The sequence below is a fragment of the Brevundimonas sp. KH_060 genome (assembly GCF_057838275.1).
In genome coordinates, this window is record NZ_CM174463.1 from 966,672 (window position 1) to 984,094 (window position 17,423).

The following is a 17,423-nucleotide window of genomic DNA, read 5'->3' on the forward strand; positions in this document are numbered from 1 at the left end:
GCGTCTTCTAGCAGAAACCGGACGCGGCAGGACGGTTTCGCGCCGAAGCGACAGCCATCCAACGATGCAAAGAAATGAGACGATGGTGGGTGATCACAGGTTCGAACTGTGGACCCGCTGATTAAGAGAACCCGTTCTTCGGTTTTCCGGACCCCGCCGATTGCACGCTACAGCACGATCAAGCAATTGAAATAATTGACACTTTATACCCTCTAGAGCAGATTTGGCGTGTTCTTCGCATTTCGAGAAACAGACTCTCGAGCCGGAGTTCACCGTCCTAATCACCGTCCTAATGGGGGATTTCGGCACCGTCCTAACGCCGAAAACGTCAGCAAAATGCCCGATCAGCGCCTCGCTCTAACGGACAAAATTCTCATCGGCATGCCCTTCGCCAGAAGCGGGCAGATCGTGGTCCGCGACACCGAACAACCCGGCTTCGCGGTGCGGATCGGCGCCGCGACCAAGACCTTCATCATCCAGGCGGACTTGCGACGGGAGGACGGCGGTCGATCCACCATCAAGATGAAGGTGTGCGAGGTCGGCGAGCTCAACACGCGCGACGCCAGAACCAAGGCGAGGGGCCTGCTGCTTCTGATCGCCTCTGGAGAGGACCCGCGTCCCAAGAAGAAGGTTGAGATCCTGGCCGAGGCCAGAGCGGCAGAGCAGGCTGCGGATGAGGCGGCGCGTGTCGCGCCTCTCGGCATCCCGACCCTGCGAGAGGCTTGGTCGCGATTCAGGGTCTCCCACCTGGAGCGAAAGAAGCGAAGCCCCGCCACCATCCGGGGGTACGCAGACCATATGGAGCGTCTGTTCGCGGATTGGCTCGATCGTCCGTTGTCCGAGCTCGGCGACGAACCTCGACTTCTCGCGGATCGCCACGACCTGATCAGTGAGAACAACGGGCCGGCGATCGCCAACGGCGCGATGCGCAGCTTCCGGGCCATCTACAACCACGCGCGGAAGACATGCCGCGCCCTGCCGCCGGAGAACCCAGCGGCCGCAGTCGACTGGAATCCCGAACAGCGCAAGGACACCGCCATGGGCGTGACCGACCTGCCGGGCTGGTTCGAGCAACTTGCCCGGATCGCCAATCCGATCCGGCGCGAGTTCCACCTGATGACCCTGCTGTCGGGCTCGCGCCCGGAGGTGCTGAAGAATGTCCGTGTCACCGATCTCGACCTGAAGAACCGGGTCATGCACATGTCCAAGCCCAAGGGCGGGGAGGTGAAGGCCTTCGATATCCCGCTGTCGCGCGCGATGATGGAGTCGATCTTCCGGCTTCGGCGGATCGGGCCGATCATCTACCCGCAGAGCGGACGCGAGTGGCTGTTCCCGAGCGACGCGCCCTGCGGCCATATCACCGAGCACAAGGAAGACCGGGCTGTCTTGAGCCACTGGGGCAATGACCTACGCCAGACCTATCGGACGCTGGCGCAGGCGGCCGAGGTCTCCGAGGTCGATATGCATCTGCTGATGAACCACGCCCTGCCGGGCGTGAACTCCGGCTACATCACCCGATCGAAGCTGATGCGCGATCACCTGCGGGCTCAGCAGGAGCGGCTGTCCGCCTTCTTCATTGGCGCGGCCGTCAAGCGCGGTCGTGTGTCCAGCGATGAACTCAGCCGTTGGCTCAACAGCACCAGCCGGGCCGTGCTCGACGACCTCATGGCTGAGGATCCCGACGCCGTCCGCCTAAAGGCGGGGCCACGTGCCGCGCTGCGCAAGCTGGAAGTCCAGGCCGCGCGTATTTCGGTCCATGCCCTGCCGACGGTCCTTATCGATCCGCCGTCTCGCAGAAGCCGGCGGCCGGTCAAACTCGCGGTGGGAGACGCGCCTCCAGGCCGCACGATCGGTTGATCTGCGGGGGCCGTGTCATTCCGACGCTGTGAGGAATGTCCAAGCCGCAGCGGCGACGCTGTCGATCTGTTCTAGTGGCAAAGACTTCTCCGCCCGAGCCGCGAAGCGCGCTTTGAAATCGTCCGGCACGCCTCGGGAGAAGAACCAGTCAACCGAACCGGGCTCAGCAGCACGCAGGGGAGCGGCTGCCGACTGCGACAACGCCTTGTGATAGTTTTCATGGATGCTGGCGCGAGACGCCTCGGCTTCGTCGGCGCCGATAACATCCAGGCAAAGCTCCGCCGCGAGCGTCGCTGGGTAGAGGAACTCGGACGTGAAGAAGAGTTGGTCGAGACGGATGCCATATGTTTCGGCGAACGCCCGGCTCTCTGAAGACTGCGGCAGCAGCCAGACCCCCAGCTTCTTGGAGACGACGCAGATATCGGCAGGCGGTGCGACGCCACAGATATTTCGATGCGCTCGACGACCGGCGCCGTCGTTGTCGAACAGGAACAACACCGGAGCTTCCTGATGAAGGGCGCCAGCCAGAAGCAGTTTGGGAAGCAGCTCTGTGGTGGTCGCTGGCGTTCCATCGAGAATCCGAACGTTGATGGCCGCCTTGCTATGCCCGGCGCGAGCGAACGCGCTTTCCAGCAAAGCCTTGTCGTGGCGCCCCTCCACGAAGACAGTCGGCACCGTCAGAGCTTCGAGCTTGGCACGCAGTGAAGTGCTTTCGCGCTCAAGCTCGTCGCGTTCCTTCTTCAGTTCTCCCCAATGTCGGATCAGGTACGGGAGCTGGAGGAGGCTGGCCTCCTTCATTCGCGCCTCAGCGTCCTCCAGATTATCAATCACGCTGATGGCGTTCTTCGGCGTTACGGGATCAGCGCCTTCGCCATTGGCGCGCTGCTTCGAAACAAAGACGCGACGAATGTCCGTCTTCGTCTGTTCGGAGTTCGACAGATAGAAGGCGGGGGAGTGACTCGTGATGAACACCTGTGTGTCAGAGCGGGCCGCGATCACCGCAAAGCGTTCCGCCTCCGCGTCAGCAGCGCCGAGATCCAACGAGTTCTCGGGCTCCTCGAAGCCCCAGATGAAGAACTTCTTCCCAGATTCATTGTCGTTGATGTAGCGCAGCAGCTCCGGCAAATGGCGGGCTTTCACCCCGTCGCCCTTTTGACGCAAGAGCGAGTGCCCGTCTTCGCCATGAGCAAAGTCCAGGGAGCGGAACAGCAGTCCCATATCCGTCGGTGCGGCCAGCCGAGTCGTTGAACCAAACAACTTGCTAAGACCGTCCGACAGTCCGCTCGTCTGGCTTCTGATCGCATCTACGAATGTGTCGGTCGCCGTCTCGAACCCGCTGCTTTCGGCGGTCGCCGCGTACATCCGCTCGATCAGATCGCCGAAGACGTTCAGGTCCTTGATGGCCGGAATGTAGGTGAAGTCGATCTGATTGAGGAATCGGGTGAGCTGTATCCGCGACGCCTTCGACAGGCCGCGAGGCAACGTCTCCGTCATGTCGCCATCGATGTTCCACTGTCGCTTGATCGAAACAGTCTCGCCTAGAGATGCCCGGTAGTTCGAAGGCACATTGAAGTCGACGCGAATGGCGATGAACTGCCGACCCTTCGCTGCCTTGGCGGCGTCGCGGCGGATGTCACTGAAGTCCAGGTCAAAGTCGATCTCGCCGCGACCCGGCTCGGTCTCCTCGTTGAAGAAGAGGTTCAGAGCCCTCAGAAGGTTCGACTTGCCGCTGTCGTTGCGACCAAACACGACGTTCATGTCGCCGGGTCGATCAAGGCTCGCTGTGTAGAGGGAGCGGAGGTAGCTGATTTCGATGCGACGAATGAGTTTCATGAAATGGCGAGATCACGGCCCGACCGGTCTGGTAGCGAGCAGGGTGGAAGAATCGGCGGACAGCGCCACCATTGAGCGAATCCGTACCACCTCCAACGTTCTAGTACAGGTAGACAAGATCAGACCCCTCTATCCCTAACACGCCACGGGCGCGCGGTTCTGGCGGCAATTAGTCGGAGCAGGCTGGTGTGATCTCGCTCGGGGCCTACCAGGCGGACGCGTGGCCGAATGGGCCTCAGGGTTGTGGCGTCTTAAGGTCAAGCTGCTACAACGGGGTACTGGACTCGGATCATTTGACTATGGGCGCCGCCACCCCGCATTCCGCTGAAGCTTCGGCTTTGGGCTTCTACTTTCAGTCATTTGTCGGTCTGAGAACGCTTGTTGGCCAGGCTGACGACTCGGCGATCGTCGCTGTCGAGCGTGCTGATGATGTCGAGCTGAAGGTCAACAGCGAGACCCTCCTGTATCAGCTCAAGCACTCCATGGGGGAAAACCCGCCCGCCGTCACATTGGCCTCTCGCGCCCTCTGGAGAACGCTTAAAGTCTGGATCGACTTGCTACCTAGTCTCGCGCTTGCCGAGACCAGTTTCCATCTCGTGACGGTCGGCGAACTCGGTGCGGACAGCGAGCTAACGGCACTTCGGACGCCTGGCTCAAAGCGTGAGGCCTTGGTCGCCGCGCTCGTGAAGGAGGCGGAGCGGGTCGCGCAAGAGCGTGAGGCTGCGAAGGCAGAGGGAAAGAAGATTCCACACGCCGATCGGGCGGACGGCTGCGACGCGTTTCTCAAGCTGTCGGCATCCGTTCGACTGAACCTTCTCCGTCGCATCCATGTCGTCACAGGCGCCGCGACGATCGACCAGATGGAGGCTGAGATTGCTTCGAAGCTCCATCAGATTCGGGAGCGTGACCGTCCACAGATCGCGAGGTCTCTAATTGAGTGGTGGGACCGCCAGGTCGTGTATGCCCTCTGCGGTCGCCGCCAACGTTTCATCGGGCGAGACGAATTGCTTCAGGAGATTGCCGAGAGGATCTCGGACATTGAGCACGAGGTTCTGATGCCAGACTTCGAGCTCATGGTTCCACCGGCCGACTATCAGCCGGAGGGACTTCTGACGCGTCAGATCGCTCTGGTTGGAGGCGGCAATTCCGATATTGCCTGGGCTATCCGCGAGGAATGGCGGGCACGCCAACAGCGAGCGAAATGGATCGTTGATCGACCCGCAATGGCGTCCAAAATTGAGCGGCACGACGCGATCATGCGCGAGGAATGGTCTGATCGGCACGGGCGGATCGTCGACGACTGCGTCAGCGTGGGCGAGGACGAAAAGCGCGCCAGCGGTCTAGGATTGCTGCGCTGGACGCATGGGGACGCCCCCAAGGCGATTGAGCCGATATCTCCAGGCTGGCAGGCGCCATTCTACGTCAGGGGTAGCTTTCAGGTTCTCGCCATAAACAGGGAAGTGGGCTGGCATCCTGACTACGTCGAGCGCCTCAAGGATGATGAGGCATGATTGCTCATGACATATACGCTGAGACCAACCCCGCCTGGGGCGCATGGGTGCTCAGCAGTTTCATCAGGGGCTTCAGCGAAGCTGGCGCGCAGGGCGTAGATCTCCCGATCGCCTATCTGGCCCTGCCGATCTGCCTGTCCGGCGACCTTCTCAGCACGTTTGACGGCACCAACAAGAAGACTGGGTTGCGCGAGTGGGTCGAACGCAGTCCCCAGATCCAGTTGGAGCTCGGCGATCGCCTTAACGGGTCGCTTCGCATCGTGAGCGAGGCCGTGCGTCTTGGCTGCTTCACCAATGCCGTCCGACTGGACACTGAGGGGCGTCTGCTCGTGGGGTCGCTACCTCTCAAGACCGACCTGGCGAAGGGGCTATCGCCAGCGCTCGCCGGCCCGGTCAAACGTGCGGACCGACTCGGATATTGGATGGGGATGGCCGGCTCCACCAAAACAATCTTCGATATTGTGGGGATCAGTCTTTGAACCGCTGGAACATCGCGTCGATATTCTTCCTTGGATTGGACGGTCGGCAGCGTCTGGTGCCGTTTGGACCGGGCTTGAACATCATCACCGGCGCATCCGGAACGGGGAAATCCGCACTGATCAAGGCAGTGGATTACTGCCTTGGTTCAAGCGAATGCGAACTCCCGGCACACATCCGCCGTCACAGCATCGCGGTAGGCGTCAAATGGGTCGCCGGCGATGACGAAATGATCGTCGGCCGCATCATCCCGCCTGTCGGGCAGGACAGCAGCCACAAAATGTTCGCGACCGCGGGCCGCAATCTTGCCGTGCCATCGTCGCCAGAGGAGTTCGAAGGTCCGGTTCCGCTTGGCGCTGGAAAGGCGTTCCTCGAACGGGCGTTCGGTATCGGCGACCTTCCCGGAGAGCCCGATGATTGGGGGCGAATGCGCGGCCGAGCGACCGTCCGCCATGTCACCCCGTACATGTTTGTCACCAAGGAGGTCATCTACAGCGAGCAGGTGCTCCTTCACGGGCTTGAGCAGTCGGACAAGGCGCCCGACATCATCGCAACGATCCCCTATTTCCTACGAGCCACGGACGAAGCCAACGCCCTGAACGAACGTCGGCTTCGGTCTTTGCAACGCGACCTTGAGCGAAACGAAAACCGGAACAGGCTACGCGCCACTGCCGAGAGTGCGATGCGGAGCCGGGCTTTCAGCCTTCTGGCAGAGGCGGAACGCCTGGGTGTCGCCAATACCCCTCCTATCGAAACGGTGGACGCCGACCTGATCAGCCTCCTTGGACAAATCGCGTCATCGTCCGGTGAAGCGCGAACCCTTCCGAGTGAGAGTGAACTGTCTGCCCTCCATCGGCAACGGCGCGACGTGCTCGGCCGACTCTCTGACGCGAGACGTCAGGCGGACGCCGCTCGTCTGGCCATCCAGGATGTGTCCGGATTTGAAACCACTGTGCAGCGGCAACGCGAGAAGCTCGACCTTGGAGCGCATCTGGGGCTGGCGGAAGTTTCCGACCACTGTCCCCTGTGTGCCCAGCGGTCGGATGTGGGCGCAAGGGCGGCGGACGCGCTACGGACGACCCTGGCCAAAGTCCGAGGTGAGAGTGCGGCCGTGGAACGGATCAAGCCTCGTCTGATCGATTATGACGGAAACTTGGGCCGCCAGATCGACGGCTTGAAGCGTGAGCTCCGAAGCGTCGACGACAGGATCGCTTCCTGGATGCGGCAGTCCGACGAAAGCCGAAAGCTCGCTGATCTCGCGGAGGTCCGGGCCCACTTGATGGGCAGGGTCTCCTATTTCCTCGACACGATGAGCGATGAGAACCGACCTCAGCCAGCTGATTTGACTGTGCTCCGGGACCAAATCCGCGAGCTGGAGGGCCTCGTCAATCCCGAGGCCAGAATGGTGAGGCTTCGTCTCGCCGAGCGCAAAATCTCCGAGTATGCGACCGAGGTCTTTTCGGCGTTGCCGACCATTGAACCCTGCGTTGGTTCCGAGTTGGATTTCTCGGCCACCGAACCGGATATCGCGGTCATAGAGGCTGACAGCGCGGTGGTGCTGAAGATGTCGGATGTGGGCTCAGACCAAAACTATTTGGCCATCCACATCGCTCTGAACTTCGCGCTGCAGCGCTATTTGGAAAAGGTGCGGGCGCCCGTGCCTGGAGTCTTGATCTTCGATCAGATCAGCCGGCCATACTTCCCATCGACGGAGGGCCAGAAGCGCGACGAACTCTCAATTTCTGCTGACGGCGATGATGAGGACGAAGACATCAAGGCTATGCGCCAGCACATGAACTTCCTCTTCGCCGAGGTCGAACGGCGGGAAGGGCTACAGGTCATCCTGATCGAGCACGCCTATTTTGCGGACGATCCTCGATATGTGGACGCAACGCGCGAACGATGGACACGCGCGTCGGGAAGGGGACTGCTCCCTCTTGATTGGCCTTCGCGACCAGACGTCTGACCTTCTGGTCGATTTCTGCAGGAGACTAAAAGAGCCGAGGAATGTATCCGCCTCACCCTTCCAGTGCGGAGGATCAATCAGGCTGGCTTAGCGGGCCGACCTGGGCGCTCTGCATCCGGATCGGGGCCGCCGCGCTTGTTCTGATCTAGGCCGTCGATAGCGCGCACATCCTTGCTGGCGAGGGTGAAGTCGAAGACATCGATGTTCTCGGCGATCCGCTTCGGATTGACGGACTTGGGAATGACCGACACGCCGCGATCCAGATGCCAGCGCAGGATGACCTGAGCCGGGGTCTTTGCGTATTTTTCAGCGAGACCCACGATCAACGGGTGTGACAGCGGGTCCTCGCCGCTGTCCCAATAGCGGTTCACGCCGCCGATCGGAGACCAGGCCTGGGTGATGATGCCGAGGGTCTCGTCGGCGATGGTCTTCGGTGTCAGCGCAGGCATCGTGGCGTCGAGCCTCGTCGTCGCGGTGGCGCTGGTCATGTCCCGGAGTGAGCAACGCCCAGCGGTCCGCTGAGTTAATCTCACGAAGCGGCCGCGCTGCTGACGGGTTTTTTTGTGCCCGACCTCGCTCTGACGGCGGTCATGACGTCGGACCCAGCGCCCCGGCCGCGCGAGGAGAGCCACGTCTCGCTCCTGCACAGAATGGTCGATGACATGCTGATCCCTTCGGCGGAGCGCGGTGCCTGAGGCGCCGCCGCCAAGGCTGCGAATAGCCAAGAGCTAAGTCCGTATGTCCTTGCCCTCGTTCGGCCTGGCGCCGGATGCTGCAGCCTTCAGCAGCGCCTAGGAGGAAGGAATGGACACGCTCTTTGTGGGGCTCGATGTTCACAAGCTGAGCATCAGCGTCACCACTGCAGAGGACGGACGCGACGGCGCCGTCAGGTTCTGCGGCGAGGTCGCCAACACGCCGGAACAGGTTCGCAAGCTGGCGGGTCGGCTGTCGCGGTCCGGTAGTCGGTTGGAGTTCTGTTACGAGGCCGGCGGCTGTGGCTACGGGATCTACCGCCAGCTGACGGAGATGGATCATGGCTGCCTGGTCGCGGCGCCGACGCTGATCGCTCGCAAGCCAGGCGATCGCATCAAGACCGACCGACGGGATTCACAGATGCTCGCGCTTCAACACCGCGCGGGTGGTCTGACGGCGGTCTGGGTCCCCGACGAAGTGCATGAGGCCATGCGCGATCTGGTCCGGGCCCGGGGAGACGCGATGATGGCCCTGATGCGGGCGCGACAGCAACTGCTGGCGTTTCTGCTGCGGCACGGCCGGACCTACCCGGTCGGCAAGCCATGGACCTTGAGGCACCGCCGCTGGCTGGCGGGTCAGGCGTTCGAGCAGGATGCGCACCGCATCGTCTTCCAAGATTACGTGGAGGCCGTCTGGGCGGCGCAGGACCGCCGGAAACAGCTCGAAGCGAGGATCTCCGCCATGCTGGCGGGCTGGTCGTTGTCGCCTCTGGTCGAGGCGCTTCGGGCGTTGCGCGGCCTCGACACCATCTCGGCCGTCAGCTTCGTCGCGGCCGTCGGCGATCTCGGCAGGTTTGAGAATCCACGACGGCTGATGGCCTATCTGGGTCTGGTCCCCTCGGAGCATTCCAGCGGCGACCGGATCCGGCGCGGAGGCATCACCAAGACCGGCAACCGCGAAGCGCGGCGGATGCTGGTGGAAGCGGCCTGGAGCTATCGCTACCCGCCGCGGGTCTCGACCGGCAAGACCGACGTCGTCTCTCGCCAGCCGAAGGTGGTGCGGGACGTGGCGTGGAAGGCCCAGGTGCGCCTGTGCGATAGATATCGCCGTCTCAGCGCCGGCGGCAAGCGGCCGACTGTCGTCATCGCCGCTATCGCTCGGGAGCTGTCGGGCTTCATCTGGGCGATCGGTCAGGAGGTGCGGCCAGCGGCGCCTTGAGCGCCGAGCCCTGGCCCGTCAGGCCGGGGGCGGAGCGGAAGGTCAGGGACATCCTCGAGAGCCCAGTGGGCAGGCCATGTGCCGACGCCCGACCTAAGTCAGAGGCCAGCCCGCGACGAAAAGCGTTCATGCGGTAACCAACACGCGAATGGAAGACTGATCGACCGTCGCCAACGCCGCTCCGCCCCCAACCTGACGAACCTCTCATCCTGCTCATCTCCGCGCCTGCGGCGCGGAAGGGTTTTGCACGTCCAGACACTTGAAAAAGGACATGGAAGGGCTCCGCCCTCGCGCGGGTCAGGGTACGCGGCTTCGCCGCCGGACCGACCGGTCTCCCCAACCTTCCGCGCCAACAGGGTCTCCACGACAGCAACGGCCGCCAGGCTTGTGCAGGTCGGGCGATCCCCCTCCGGTCGGTCCGCCCTGGCCCTTGCTACCCCGGTCTCGCCGACGGGCAGGGTTTCAGGCGCGCAGTTCGCGTGCCTGCAACCCTTGCCCAAAGGAGGCAGACATGACCGCCCAACCTATCGAAACCACCGCCATCGAAGCGAGCGCGCCGCAGCATGGCGCGGAGGTTTTCGTGCCCCTCAATCAACTCAAGGCCTCGCCGAGAAACGCGAGGAAGACCCCGCATTCGGCGGCGGCCATCGAGGCGCTGGCCGCCTCGATCAAGGCCAAGGGGGTGTTGCAGCCGCCGGTGGTGGAGGTCGAGACGAACGAAGAAGGCGCGCCGACCGGAAACTATCTTGTGACCATCGGGGAGGGGCGGCGGCTGGCGTTGCGGCTTCTGTCCAAGCGCAAGGCGATCAAGCGGACCCATCCGGTCAAGGTGATCGTGGACGCCGACAACGACGCCCACGAAATCAGCCTCGACGAGAACATCACCCGCGAGGCCATGCACCCCGCCGACCAGTTCGAGGCCTTCCGGCGGCTGTCCGAAGAGAAGGGCTACGGCGCCGAGGAAATCGGCGCCCGGTTCGGGGTGTCGGCCCATGTGGTGCGCCAACGCCTTCGGCTCGCGGCGGCGGCGCCGGAGCTGATGACGGCCTATCGGGAGGAACGTCTGGCTCTGGACCAACTGACCGCCTTCTGTATCAGCGAGGATCAGGAGCGGCAGCGTCAGGTGCTGGACCAGATCGGTCCCCACACTCCGGCCTACGCCATCCGGCGCGCCATGACCGAGTCCAAGGTCCGCGCAGATGACCGGCGCGCGGCCTTCGTCGGCAACGAGGCCTATCAGGCGGCGGGCGGCGCCATCCTGCGCGACCTCTTCACCGAGGATGACGGAGGATGGTTCGAGGACGTGGGACTTCTGGACCGGCTGGTGTCCGAAAAGCTGGCCGGTTTGGCGCTCGAGGCGCGCGAACGGGAGGGCTGGAAATGGGCCGAGGCCGCTGGGGAGTATGCCGAGGTCTCCGCGCTCGGGCGGGTCTATCCCGTCGCGGTCGAACGTTCGGAAGTGGACGCCGCCGCCATCACAGCCCTGTCGGAAGAGTATGACCGGCTGGTTTCGGAGACGGACAGCGCCGAGACCCTGCCGCCCGAGGTGGACGCGCGGCTGGAGGAGATCGACAAGGCGTTGCAGGCCTTTGGTCCGGACTATGACTATCCGGTCGAGGTCAAGGCGCGGGCCGGGGTCATGGTCCTTCTGGGCCACGACGGTCTCGCTCGGTTCGAGCGCGGTTTGGTCCGGCGCGAGGATGTCGTCTCGGATCGGGCGCCCGATCCGGACGCGCCTGAGGTCGAGAGCGAGGAGGAGGGGGCTGGGGTCCGGCCCGGCGACGAAGACGACCGGCGTCGTGACGGCGAGCCCGACGAAGGGCCGGGCCTTTCGGATCGTCTTCTGATCGACCTGACCGCTCACAAAACCATGGGCCTCCGCGATGCAGTCCAGGCCGACCCCGCCGCCGCTCTCGCCACGGTGGTTCACGCCCTGGCATTGCAGGTCTTCTATCCCGGCTACGGCGTGTGGACGCCCCTGCAGCTTCGGCTGACCGTCAACGGTCTGGATAGGCTGGCGCCGGGGGTGGAGGACGGCCCGGCAGGGCGCCGGGTCCGCGACCGGTGTGAAGCGTGGGGCGCGCGTCTCCCCGAGCGGGTGGATGCCCTTTGGGAGGTTCTGGCGCCGATGCGCCGCGCCGACCTTCTGGACCTGATGGCCTGCTGCGTTGGGGTCGGCCTCTACGCCGTGCGCGATCCGCATGACCGCAGGCCGGGCGCCTTGGCGCAGGCCGAGCGGCTGGCGACCGAGGTCGGTCTCGACATGGCCGGGACGTGGAGCGCCACCGCGTCCAGCTATTTTTGCCGGGTCGCCAAGGCGCGGGTGCTGGAGGACGTGATCGAAGCGACCAGCGCCGAGGAGGCCGGTCGGATCGCCGGGTTCAAGAAGGGCGATATGGCCGAGGCCGCCGAGCGTCTGGTCGAGGGCAAGGGCTGGTTGCCCGCTGTCCTGCGAACCGAACCGGCGGCGCAGGAAGTGGAAGGAGAGGCTGCGCCCGCCACAAGCGAGGGGGAGGCGACGGACCCCGACGCCTATCCGTTCGCCGCTGAATAGGGTTCGGCTCTAAACCTGAAAACTTGCCGCGCGCCCTTTGGGGGCGCGCGGCATTTTTTTTGCGTTGCACCGTAACAACACGGGGGCGATCAGGTTGTGCGAACCCATAGCGGGATGGCAAAGGGCGTCCTCGCTGACGGCGCTTCGTGCCTGAAAAATCGGCTCAGCCTCCAGCGGGAGGCGCGCGGTCAGACCGCAGGAGGCTCATCGTGGGTCTGATACAAACGTCTTGACGGGCACGATGGGCATGTTCGAAGCGATCAGTGAAAAGTCCGGGCCGCTGCGAGTCGTCATCGACACCAATGCCTTGGCCAGTGATGAGCTGCGCGCATTCCTCTCCGCGTCGAGCGAGAACCGCGCCATCCTTCCCGACTATGTTGCCATGGAGCGGTTGAAGCCGGACAACCTTCGGGCCCTCCGCGACGGCTTCTCTGTGATCAGGCCGTTTGCCGATCAGGTCGTGATCCTGAAAGGCACCGGAGAAATCTCACGCCTGAATCCCGACGCTGAACCTCTTCCTCAGGCCATGGTCGATGCCGATCAGACCGAGGCTTTCGGCGAATTCTGCGAGCTTCTTGATCGCGCCCTCGAAGGTGAGGCGAGTCTCCTGCGCCAGCTTCGGGAACGCGCCGAATGGGCGCAAACGCAGATGTCGGTCGTGCTCAAGGGCGCTTCCGACTTTCCCGCTGACCTGGCCGAGTTCGAGGCCTTCTTCACGGCGTCGGACGTCGCCCATATGCGTCGTGGTGGTACGCTGACCCCCGAAATGCACGACAAGTTCGACACCGCCGTCGGCGCAGTCGCTCATTCAATATTCCGGAGTGCGCCGAGCCCGCTGACCTACCCCAGCCCCAAAAATTGGCCCAACCACTTCATCCTGCGAAACGCCTTCTGCAACGGCGTCTATATGCTGTCCTTTATCCAACGCGGGATCGGCGCTCGAAAACCCGAGAAGGCTCGCAACGACGTCGTGGACGTCCTGCTCGCAACCTACGGCACGTATTTCAACGGCGTGATGTCCAACGACGATCTCACGAATCACGTCCATCACATCAGTCGCTTCCTGCTCGAAGCCGACGGTGTCCGACTGGCGCCGGACTATCTCCAGCTTCTGGCTGAGGCGGCCGGGCACGAGCCCCCGACGCCAGACGAGGCCGCTAGGTCTATCGAAGGCGCTTGAACGCCCAGAGGTGGCCGTAGAGCTCGGCCAGTTCGACGGACCGGGCCGTGGAGAAACCCCGCGCGCCCAGCAGGGCCCGAAGCTCGGCTTCGGGAATCTCCTGGCGGCTTTCACGGACCAGTTCGTAGAACCGTTTCCAATCGAGCGGGTGCAGCGAGGACGTGTTGGCGAGCAGGGCGAACCGGTCCACTAGGACCTTGTTGCGCGGGGAGAGTTTGAACCGGTCCGAAGCAGATCGCTCGATCCGAAGTCGATATCGCGTGGAGTGACTTCGGTTCAACATCGTCAGCAATGGCGACACCAGATGGCGGGCCGCGTCGCAGTAGACCGCGTTTGTCGGAGGATCCGGCGTCCACCGCTGCGCGCGCACCTCGACGGCGACCCGGTCTGGAGTGTCCGGTCGTGTCAGCAGTTGAAAGCCCAACTCCCGATGCGGACTGGCCTCCAGATCCCTGAAGTTCACGACGTCGAAGCCGGCCGTACCGGCGGCGTCGCGATGATGTTCGATATCGAAGCGGCCGGACGCCCGGCCGAGATCAGCCATCCGGCTCAGAAAGGCGCCTCGATCATCGCCGACGGCGATGTCGATGTCGGGAAGCCAGTGCGACAGTTCAGCACCCATCCTCAAGCCTCGGGAACTCAGCGACCCAGACCGGTTTCAAGGCCGCCCCCAACTCCGCCCGCCGTGTCAGGAGAGGCGGGTGATATTGGCGACATAGCCGCGCAAGAACGTGGGCATCGTCACCTTCCCCCAGAAGCGGCCGGTGGCGGTGGACATCTTGCGGATGACCACGGTGTCGAGATCGGCATCAAGGCCGGCCACGACGGCTCTGCCGACCGCATCGATATCGTCCTCGGCGTCGAAGAGGATGAACGAGGTCGTTTCCTCCCAATAGCCAGGATCAAAGGTGGTGACGGCGTCGTAGATGGATTGGCGACGGACCCCATCGACGCCTTTCGAGGGAGACCGATCCGTCGAGACCTTGAAGCTCAGCCAGTAAATCACGGTCGCCATTTTCCGTTTCCCCAACGAACGCCGAGACAGGGCCGACGCACCACCTGTATGGATATGGCGAAGCTCCCTCGCAACCATAAGTCATTCTAATCAGGTCCTGATATTCATGCGTGAAGTCATCTACGAGAACCGCGACGCGACGGTCTGGCGCGTGACCGGCGAGGACGGCGCCCAGCACTGGGAGACCAAGGTCGGCATTCAGCGCGTGCTCCCGTTCGAGACGGAAGAGAAGGCAATGGCGCACGTGAGTCTGTGGGAGGGCGAAGCACGTCATGATCGGCTGCACCGGCCATGACCAAGGCTCCGGGTAAGGCGCGGAAGTCTGAGGCGAGCGCGTCCCAGAATGTGGCCTACGAAGACTGCATCGTCAGCTTCACCGATGTCCTCGGATTTCGCCACCTCCTCAAAAACCGCGAGGCGGCTGACGTCATGGACGTGCTGAACCAGATGCAGCTGTTCAGGCAGTCGGTGGACGATGGCAAGCCTGTGAAGGTCAAGGAGGCGCGCCTCACGAGCCGACCATTCGCGTTCGCAATGTCCGACGCCATCGTACGGGTTCGCCCCTATGATACCCAGCATCGCGATGGGGCCTTGGTCTGGGAGCTTATCGATCTTGTGCACGCCCAGATCGAACTGGTGAACCGGGGTGTGCTCGTGAGAGGGGGCATGACCGTCGGCAAGGCCTATATCGGCCTGAAGGGGCAGGGGCCGGTCTTCGGTCCAGCGTTGGCCCGAGCCTATGAGATTGAAACCGACGAGGCCGTCTATCCGCGCATCGTCGTCGATGACGCCTTGCTCGAGGCGCATCGCACCGACAAACGGCTCTGGATGTCGGGTAACAGCTACGCTGACGAAGAGCGCGCGATTGATGGCCTGTTGGCGACCGGCGACGACGGTATCCGCTACATCGACTATCTGGCGCAGTTGGGCGAGTTCGACAGCCCGGCGCACTACTTGTTGTTTCTGGAACGCCACGCGGCGCTGATCCGCAGGGGTCGTGAAGAGACGAAAGCGGACCGGCGGACGGCGCGGAAGTTCGAATGGTTGGCGCGCTATCACAACGCCCAGGTCTTTCTTCAGAAAGAGACGGTCCTGGGCTCTACGGATCGCCGCCAGTCCTTTCTCGAGGAGTTCGACGTCGATGCGGAGGATTTCTACGGCGCGGTGGAGGTCTGATTTGGGCGTGTCTGATCGCTGGCCAGCTAAGGGTTTCAGGCTTTGGACCAAGGGTGCGATCGTCGCGGCGCTGTGTCTTGCGGGCTGCGGCGCCGCCTTACCTCCGACGATAGAGGGCCGGGCCTCGGTGATCGATGGGGACACGCTGGAGGTTCACGGTCAGCGCGTCCGGCTCTGGGGCGTTGACGCCCCCGAGAGTCGTCAGTCGTGTCGGCTCGGGGGTCGCGACGTCGCCTGCGGACGCATTGCCGCAAACCGGCTCGATCAGTTTCTGGACGGGCGGCCCGTAGCCTGTTTCGAGCAGGATACAGACCGATACGGCCGCATGGTCGCGCGTTGCGAGGTCGCAGGCGATGACCTCGGCGCCTGGCTAGTCGGTCAAGGTCTGGCGGTTCGTTATGCGCGATACGCCGGTCTGGCGTATCGGACTGAAGAGGCGAAGGCCCGCCGGGCAGCCAGAGGCGTATGGGCCGGCGAGTTTCAACTCCCCGAAGACTGGCGAAAGGAGCAACGCCGTGGCCGCGCGAGCGCTGAGTGAAATCCGGTTCAACGCCCTGGCGGGCTATACCCGTGATCCCCGTCTGGTCAGAGTGGCGCAGGAGTTCGAGTGGCTGGCGACCGACGATGAACGCGTCATTGGCGTTTTGGTCTGGGACCGCCACGATCACGACTTCGGCTGGATCGCGCTGGGCCGGGACGAACGGGAGCAGTTCCGCGCGGTGGAGGTCAACAGCACCCTCGCCACCGCCGATGAGGCGCGCGCGCAACTCGTCGCGGCGATGGATCGGCTGCAGGCGGGCCCCCCGGAAGACCTTCTTCAGGGTGAAGATGGCCCCCCTCCGATGGACTTCTTCGAGCCGATCACTCCAGAGGCGGATCAGCACCCTGCGTTTCGCAAATTGATCTCCGACCCGCGATACTCACCTGCGCGCGAGCTTATCGCCGCGATGATGCGCTATCATCAGGACGTCGACGGCAATTTTGTCCAGCAGTTCCAGACCGTCGGGTTCGATGCGCGCCTATGGGAGCTTTACCTCTTCGCGGCTTTTACCGAGCTCGGCTTCGCCCGTCAGGGCGACGCGGTCGCACCGGATTTTCAGTTCTCGGGCCTGAACGGCAGCCTCGGTGTGGAGGCGACCACCGCCAACGCGCCGCAGGGTGAAGCTGAGGCGCCGCCGCTCACTCGGGAGACATTCGACGACTATCTGACCAACTTCATCCCTATCAAGCTGGTGCGGCCCCTTCGTCGCAAGCTTCGCAAACAGCCGCCCTACTGGGCGGCTGAAGGCATGGCTGACCGGCCGTTCGTTCTGGCGCTCCAGGATTTCCACGCGCAGGGCTCCATGCGGTTCATCGCGCCGGCTGCGAACGAGCTGCTGTTCGGTGTTCGTCACTCGATGCGGGAGGGGAAGATTCACGTCGAGCGCATCGAGCGCCACATCTACGGCGCCGCTAACGAGCCGAGCGGCTTCTTCGCCTATGAGCGGGCTGAAAACGTCAGCGCCGTTCTAATCAATCCGCAAGGAACGCTGCTGAAGTTCAATCGCATGGGCTTCCTCGCCGGCTTCGGTGACCCTCGCGTTCGGATGCTGCGTGAGGGTTACAGGCGCCACGAAGGCGATCCGGACGATCCAGCGCCGCGTCCCTTCCGGGATCTGGTGCACGCGCCCGGCTATGCCGAGACATGGGTCGAGGGGATGGTCGTCATTCACAATCCGAACGCCCTCATCCCGCTCGACCCGGCGCTCATTCGCGGCGCCACGCATGAGTTCGTTCGGCCCGACGGGCGGATCATGTCCTTGATGCCGGATACGCCCCCGCCTTACTTCTCTTCGACTGCCGTCGTCATCGAAGGCGAGGAGCCGCAGCCCGCTTCGACCGGCGAATGATAAGGGGTGCGCTCAACTTTGCCTTGCGGCGCGCGAGCCGTTCGGGGAGAATCT

15 protein-coding genes are annotated in these 17,423 nt (G+C 63.4%); 11 read left to right on the forward strand and 4 right to left on the reverse strand.

Annotation, left to right across the window (positions count from 1 at the left end):
• Nucleotides 1-336: 336 nt before the first annotated feature.
• Nucleotides 337-1,857: an integrase arm-type DNA-binding domain-containing protein gene (locus AC3IPP_RS04830; RefSeq protein ID WP_291539384.1), complete on the forward strand. Its 1,521-nt coding sequence runs from the start codon at nt 337-339 to the stop codon at nt 1,855-1,857.
• Between the two features lie 15 nt (nt 1,858-1,872).
• On the opposite strand, the gene AC3IPP_RS04835 is transcribed toward AC3IPP_RS04830, so the two are convergent.
• On the reverse strand, nt 1,873-3,690 hold the full coding sequence (locus AC3IPP_RS04835) for an ATP-dependent nuclease (RefSeq protein ID WP_291539386.1): 1,818 nt from the start codon (nt 3,688-3,690) through the stop codon (nt 1,873-1,875).
• A gap of 299 nt (nt 3,691-3,989) precedes the next feature.
• On the opposite strand from AC3IPP_RS04835, the gene AC3IPP_RS04840 reads away from it, so the two are divergent.
• From AC3IPP_RS04840 to AC3IPP_RS04850, 3 genes are read left to right on the forward strand one after another with little or no spacing between them, the layout of a single operon-like run.
• On the forward strand, nt 3,990-5,201 hold the full coding sequence (locus AC3IPP_RS04840; RefSeq protein ID WP_489150558.1) for an ABC-three component system protein: 1,212 nt from the start codon (nt 3,990-3,992) through the stop codon (nt 5,199-5,201).
• Nucleotides 5,198-5,680 carry a three component ABC system middle component gene (locus AC3IPP_RS04845; protein WP_291539392.1) on the forward strand — a complete coding sequence of 161 codons (483 nt, stop codon included), beginning with the start codon at nt 5,198-5,200 and terminating at the stop codon, nt 5,678-5,680. The genes AC3IPP_RS04840 and AC3IPP_RS04845 overlap by 4 nt, the downstream gene beginning before the upstream one ends.
• Nucleotides 5,677-7,644, forward strand: coding sequence for a DUF3732 domain-containing protein (locus AC3IPP_RS04850; RefSeq protein WP_292176444.1), 1,968 nt, complete (start codon nt 5,677-5,679; stop codon nt 7,642-7,644). The genes AC3IPP_RS04845 and AC3IPP_RS04850 overlap by 4 nt, the downstream gene beginning before the upstream one ends.
• A gap of 77 nt (nt 7,645-7,721) precedes the next feature.
• On the opposite strand, the gene AC3IPP_RS04855 is transcribed toward AC3IPP_RS04850, so the two are convergent.
• Entirely contained in the window at nt 7,722-8,132 is a 411-nt protein-coding gene (locus tag AC3IPP_RS04855; RefSeq protein WP_291539397.1) for an aldo/keto reductase, read from the reverse strand.
• A gap of 316 nt (nt 8,133-8,448) precedes the next feature.
• Here AC3IPP_RS04855 and AC3IPP_RS04860 point away from each other — a divergent pair, with 316 nt between their 5' ends.
• The 3 genes from AC3IPP_RS04860 to AC3IPP_RS04870 all read left to right on the forward strand — a co-directional run bounded on the left by AC3IPP_RS04860 (nt 8,449) and on the right by AC3IPP_RS04870 (nt 13,289).
• Nucleotides 8,449-9,555: an IS110 family RNA-guided transposase gene (locus AC3IPP_RS04860; RefSeq protein WP_489150559.1), complete on the forward strand. Its 1,107-nt coding sequence runs from the start codon at nt 8,449-8,451 to the stop codon at nt 9,553-9,555.
• A gap of 511 nt (nt 9,556-10,066) precedes the next feature.
• Nucleotides 10,067-12,109 (forward strand): ParB/RepB/Spo0J family partition protein, encoded by a 2,043-nt coding sequence (locus tag AC3IPP_RS04865; RefSeq protein WP_354038960.1) that lies wholly within the window; start codon nt 10,067-10,069, stop codon nt 12,107-12,109.
• Nucleotides 12,110-12,350: 241 nt separating this feature from the next.
• Complete coding sequence (locus AC3IPP_RS04870) at nt 12,351-13,289, forward strand: hypothetical protein (RefSeq protein ID WP_489150560.1); 939 nt, start codon at nt 12,351-12,353, stop codon at nt 13,287-13,289.
• Here the strand turns inward: AC3IPP_RS04870 and AC3IPP_RS04875 are convergent.
• Together AC3IPP_RS04875 and AC3IPP_RS04880 are read right to left on the reverse strand one after the other, a co-directional pair.
• Entirely contained in the window at nt 13,273-13,911 is a 639-nt protein-coding gene (locus AC3IPP_RS04875; protein ID WP_291535396.1) for a hypothetical protein, read from the reverse strand. The genes AC3IPP_RS04870 and AC3IPP_RS04875 overlap by 17 nt on opposite strands.
• Nucleotides 13,912-13,977: 66 nt before the next feature.
• Complete coding sequence (locus AC3IPP_RS04880) at nt 13,978-14,304, reverse strand: hypothetical protein (RefSeq protein ID WP_291535395.1); 327 nt, start codon at nt 14,302-14,304, stop codon at nt 13,978-13,980.
• A 106-nt stretch (nt 14,305-14,410) separates the two neighbouring features.
• Here AC3IPP_RS04880 and AC3IPP_RS04885 point away from each other — a divergent pair, with 106 nt between their 5' ends.
• The 4 genes from AC3IPP_RS04885 to AC3IPP_RS04900 are packed head-to-tail and all read left to right on the forward strand — an operon-like array spanning nt 14,411 to nt 17,369.
• The gene (locus tag AC3IPP_RS04885; protein WP_291535394.1) at nt 14,411-14,599 is read left to right on the forward strand and encodes a hypothetical protein; all 189 of its coding nucleotides are present in this window, start codon (nt 14,411-14,413) and stop codon (nt 14,597-14,599) included.
• Nucleotides 14,596-15,480, forward strand: coding sequence for a hypothetical protein (locus tag AC3IPP_RS04890; protein ID WP_291535393.1), 885 nt, complete (start codon nt 14,596-14,598; stop codon nt 15,478-15,480). Before AC3IPP_RS04885 ends, AC3IPP_RS04890 begins: the two co-directional genes overlap by 4 nt.
• The gene (locus AC3IPP_RS04895) at nt 15,446-16,018 is read left to right on the forward strand and encodes a thermonuclease family protein (protein ID WP_291535391.1); all 573 of its coding nucleotides are present in this window, start codon (nt 15,446-15,448) and stop codon (nt 16,016-16,018) included. The genes AC3IPP_RS04890 and AC3IPP_RS04895 overlap by 35 nt, the downstream gene beginning before the upstream one ends.
• Nucleotides 15,996-17,369, forward strand: coding sequence for a hypothetical protein (locus AC3IPP_RS04900; RefSeq protein WP_489150561.1), 1,374 nt, complete (start codon nt 15,996-15,998; stop codon nt 17,367-17,369). The genes AC3IPP_RS04895 and AC3IPP_RS04900 overlap by 23 nt, the downstream gene beginning before the upstream one ends.
• Nucleotides 17,370-17,423: the final 54 nt, after the last annotated feature.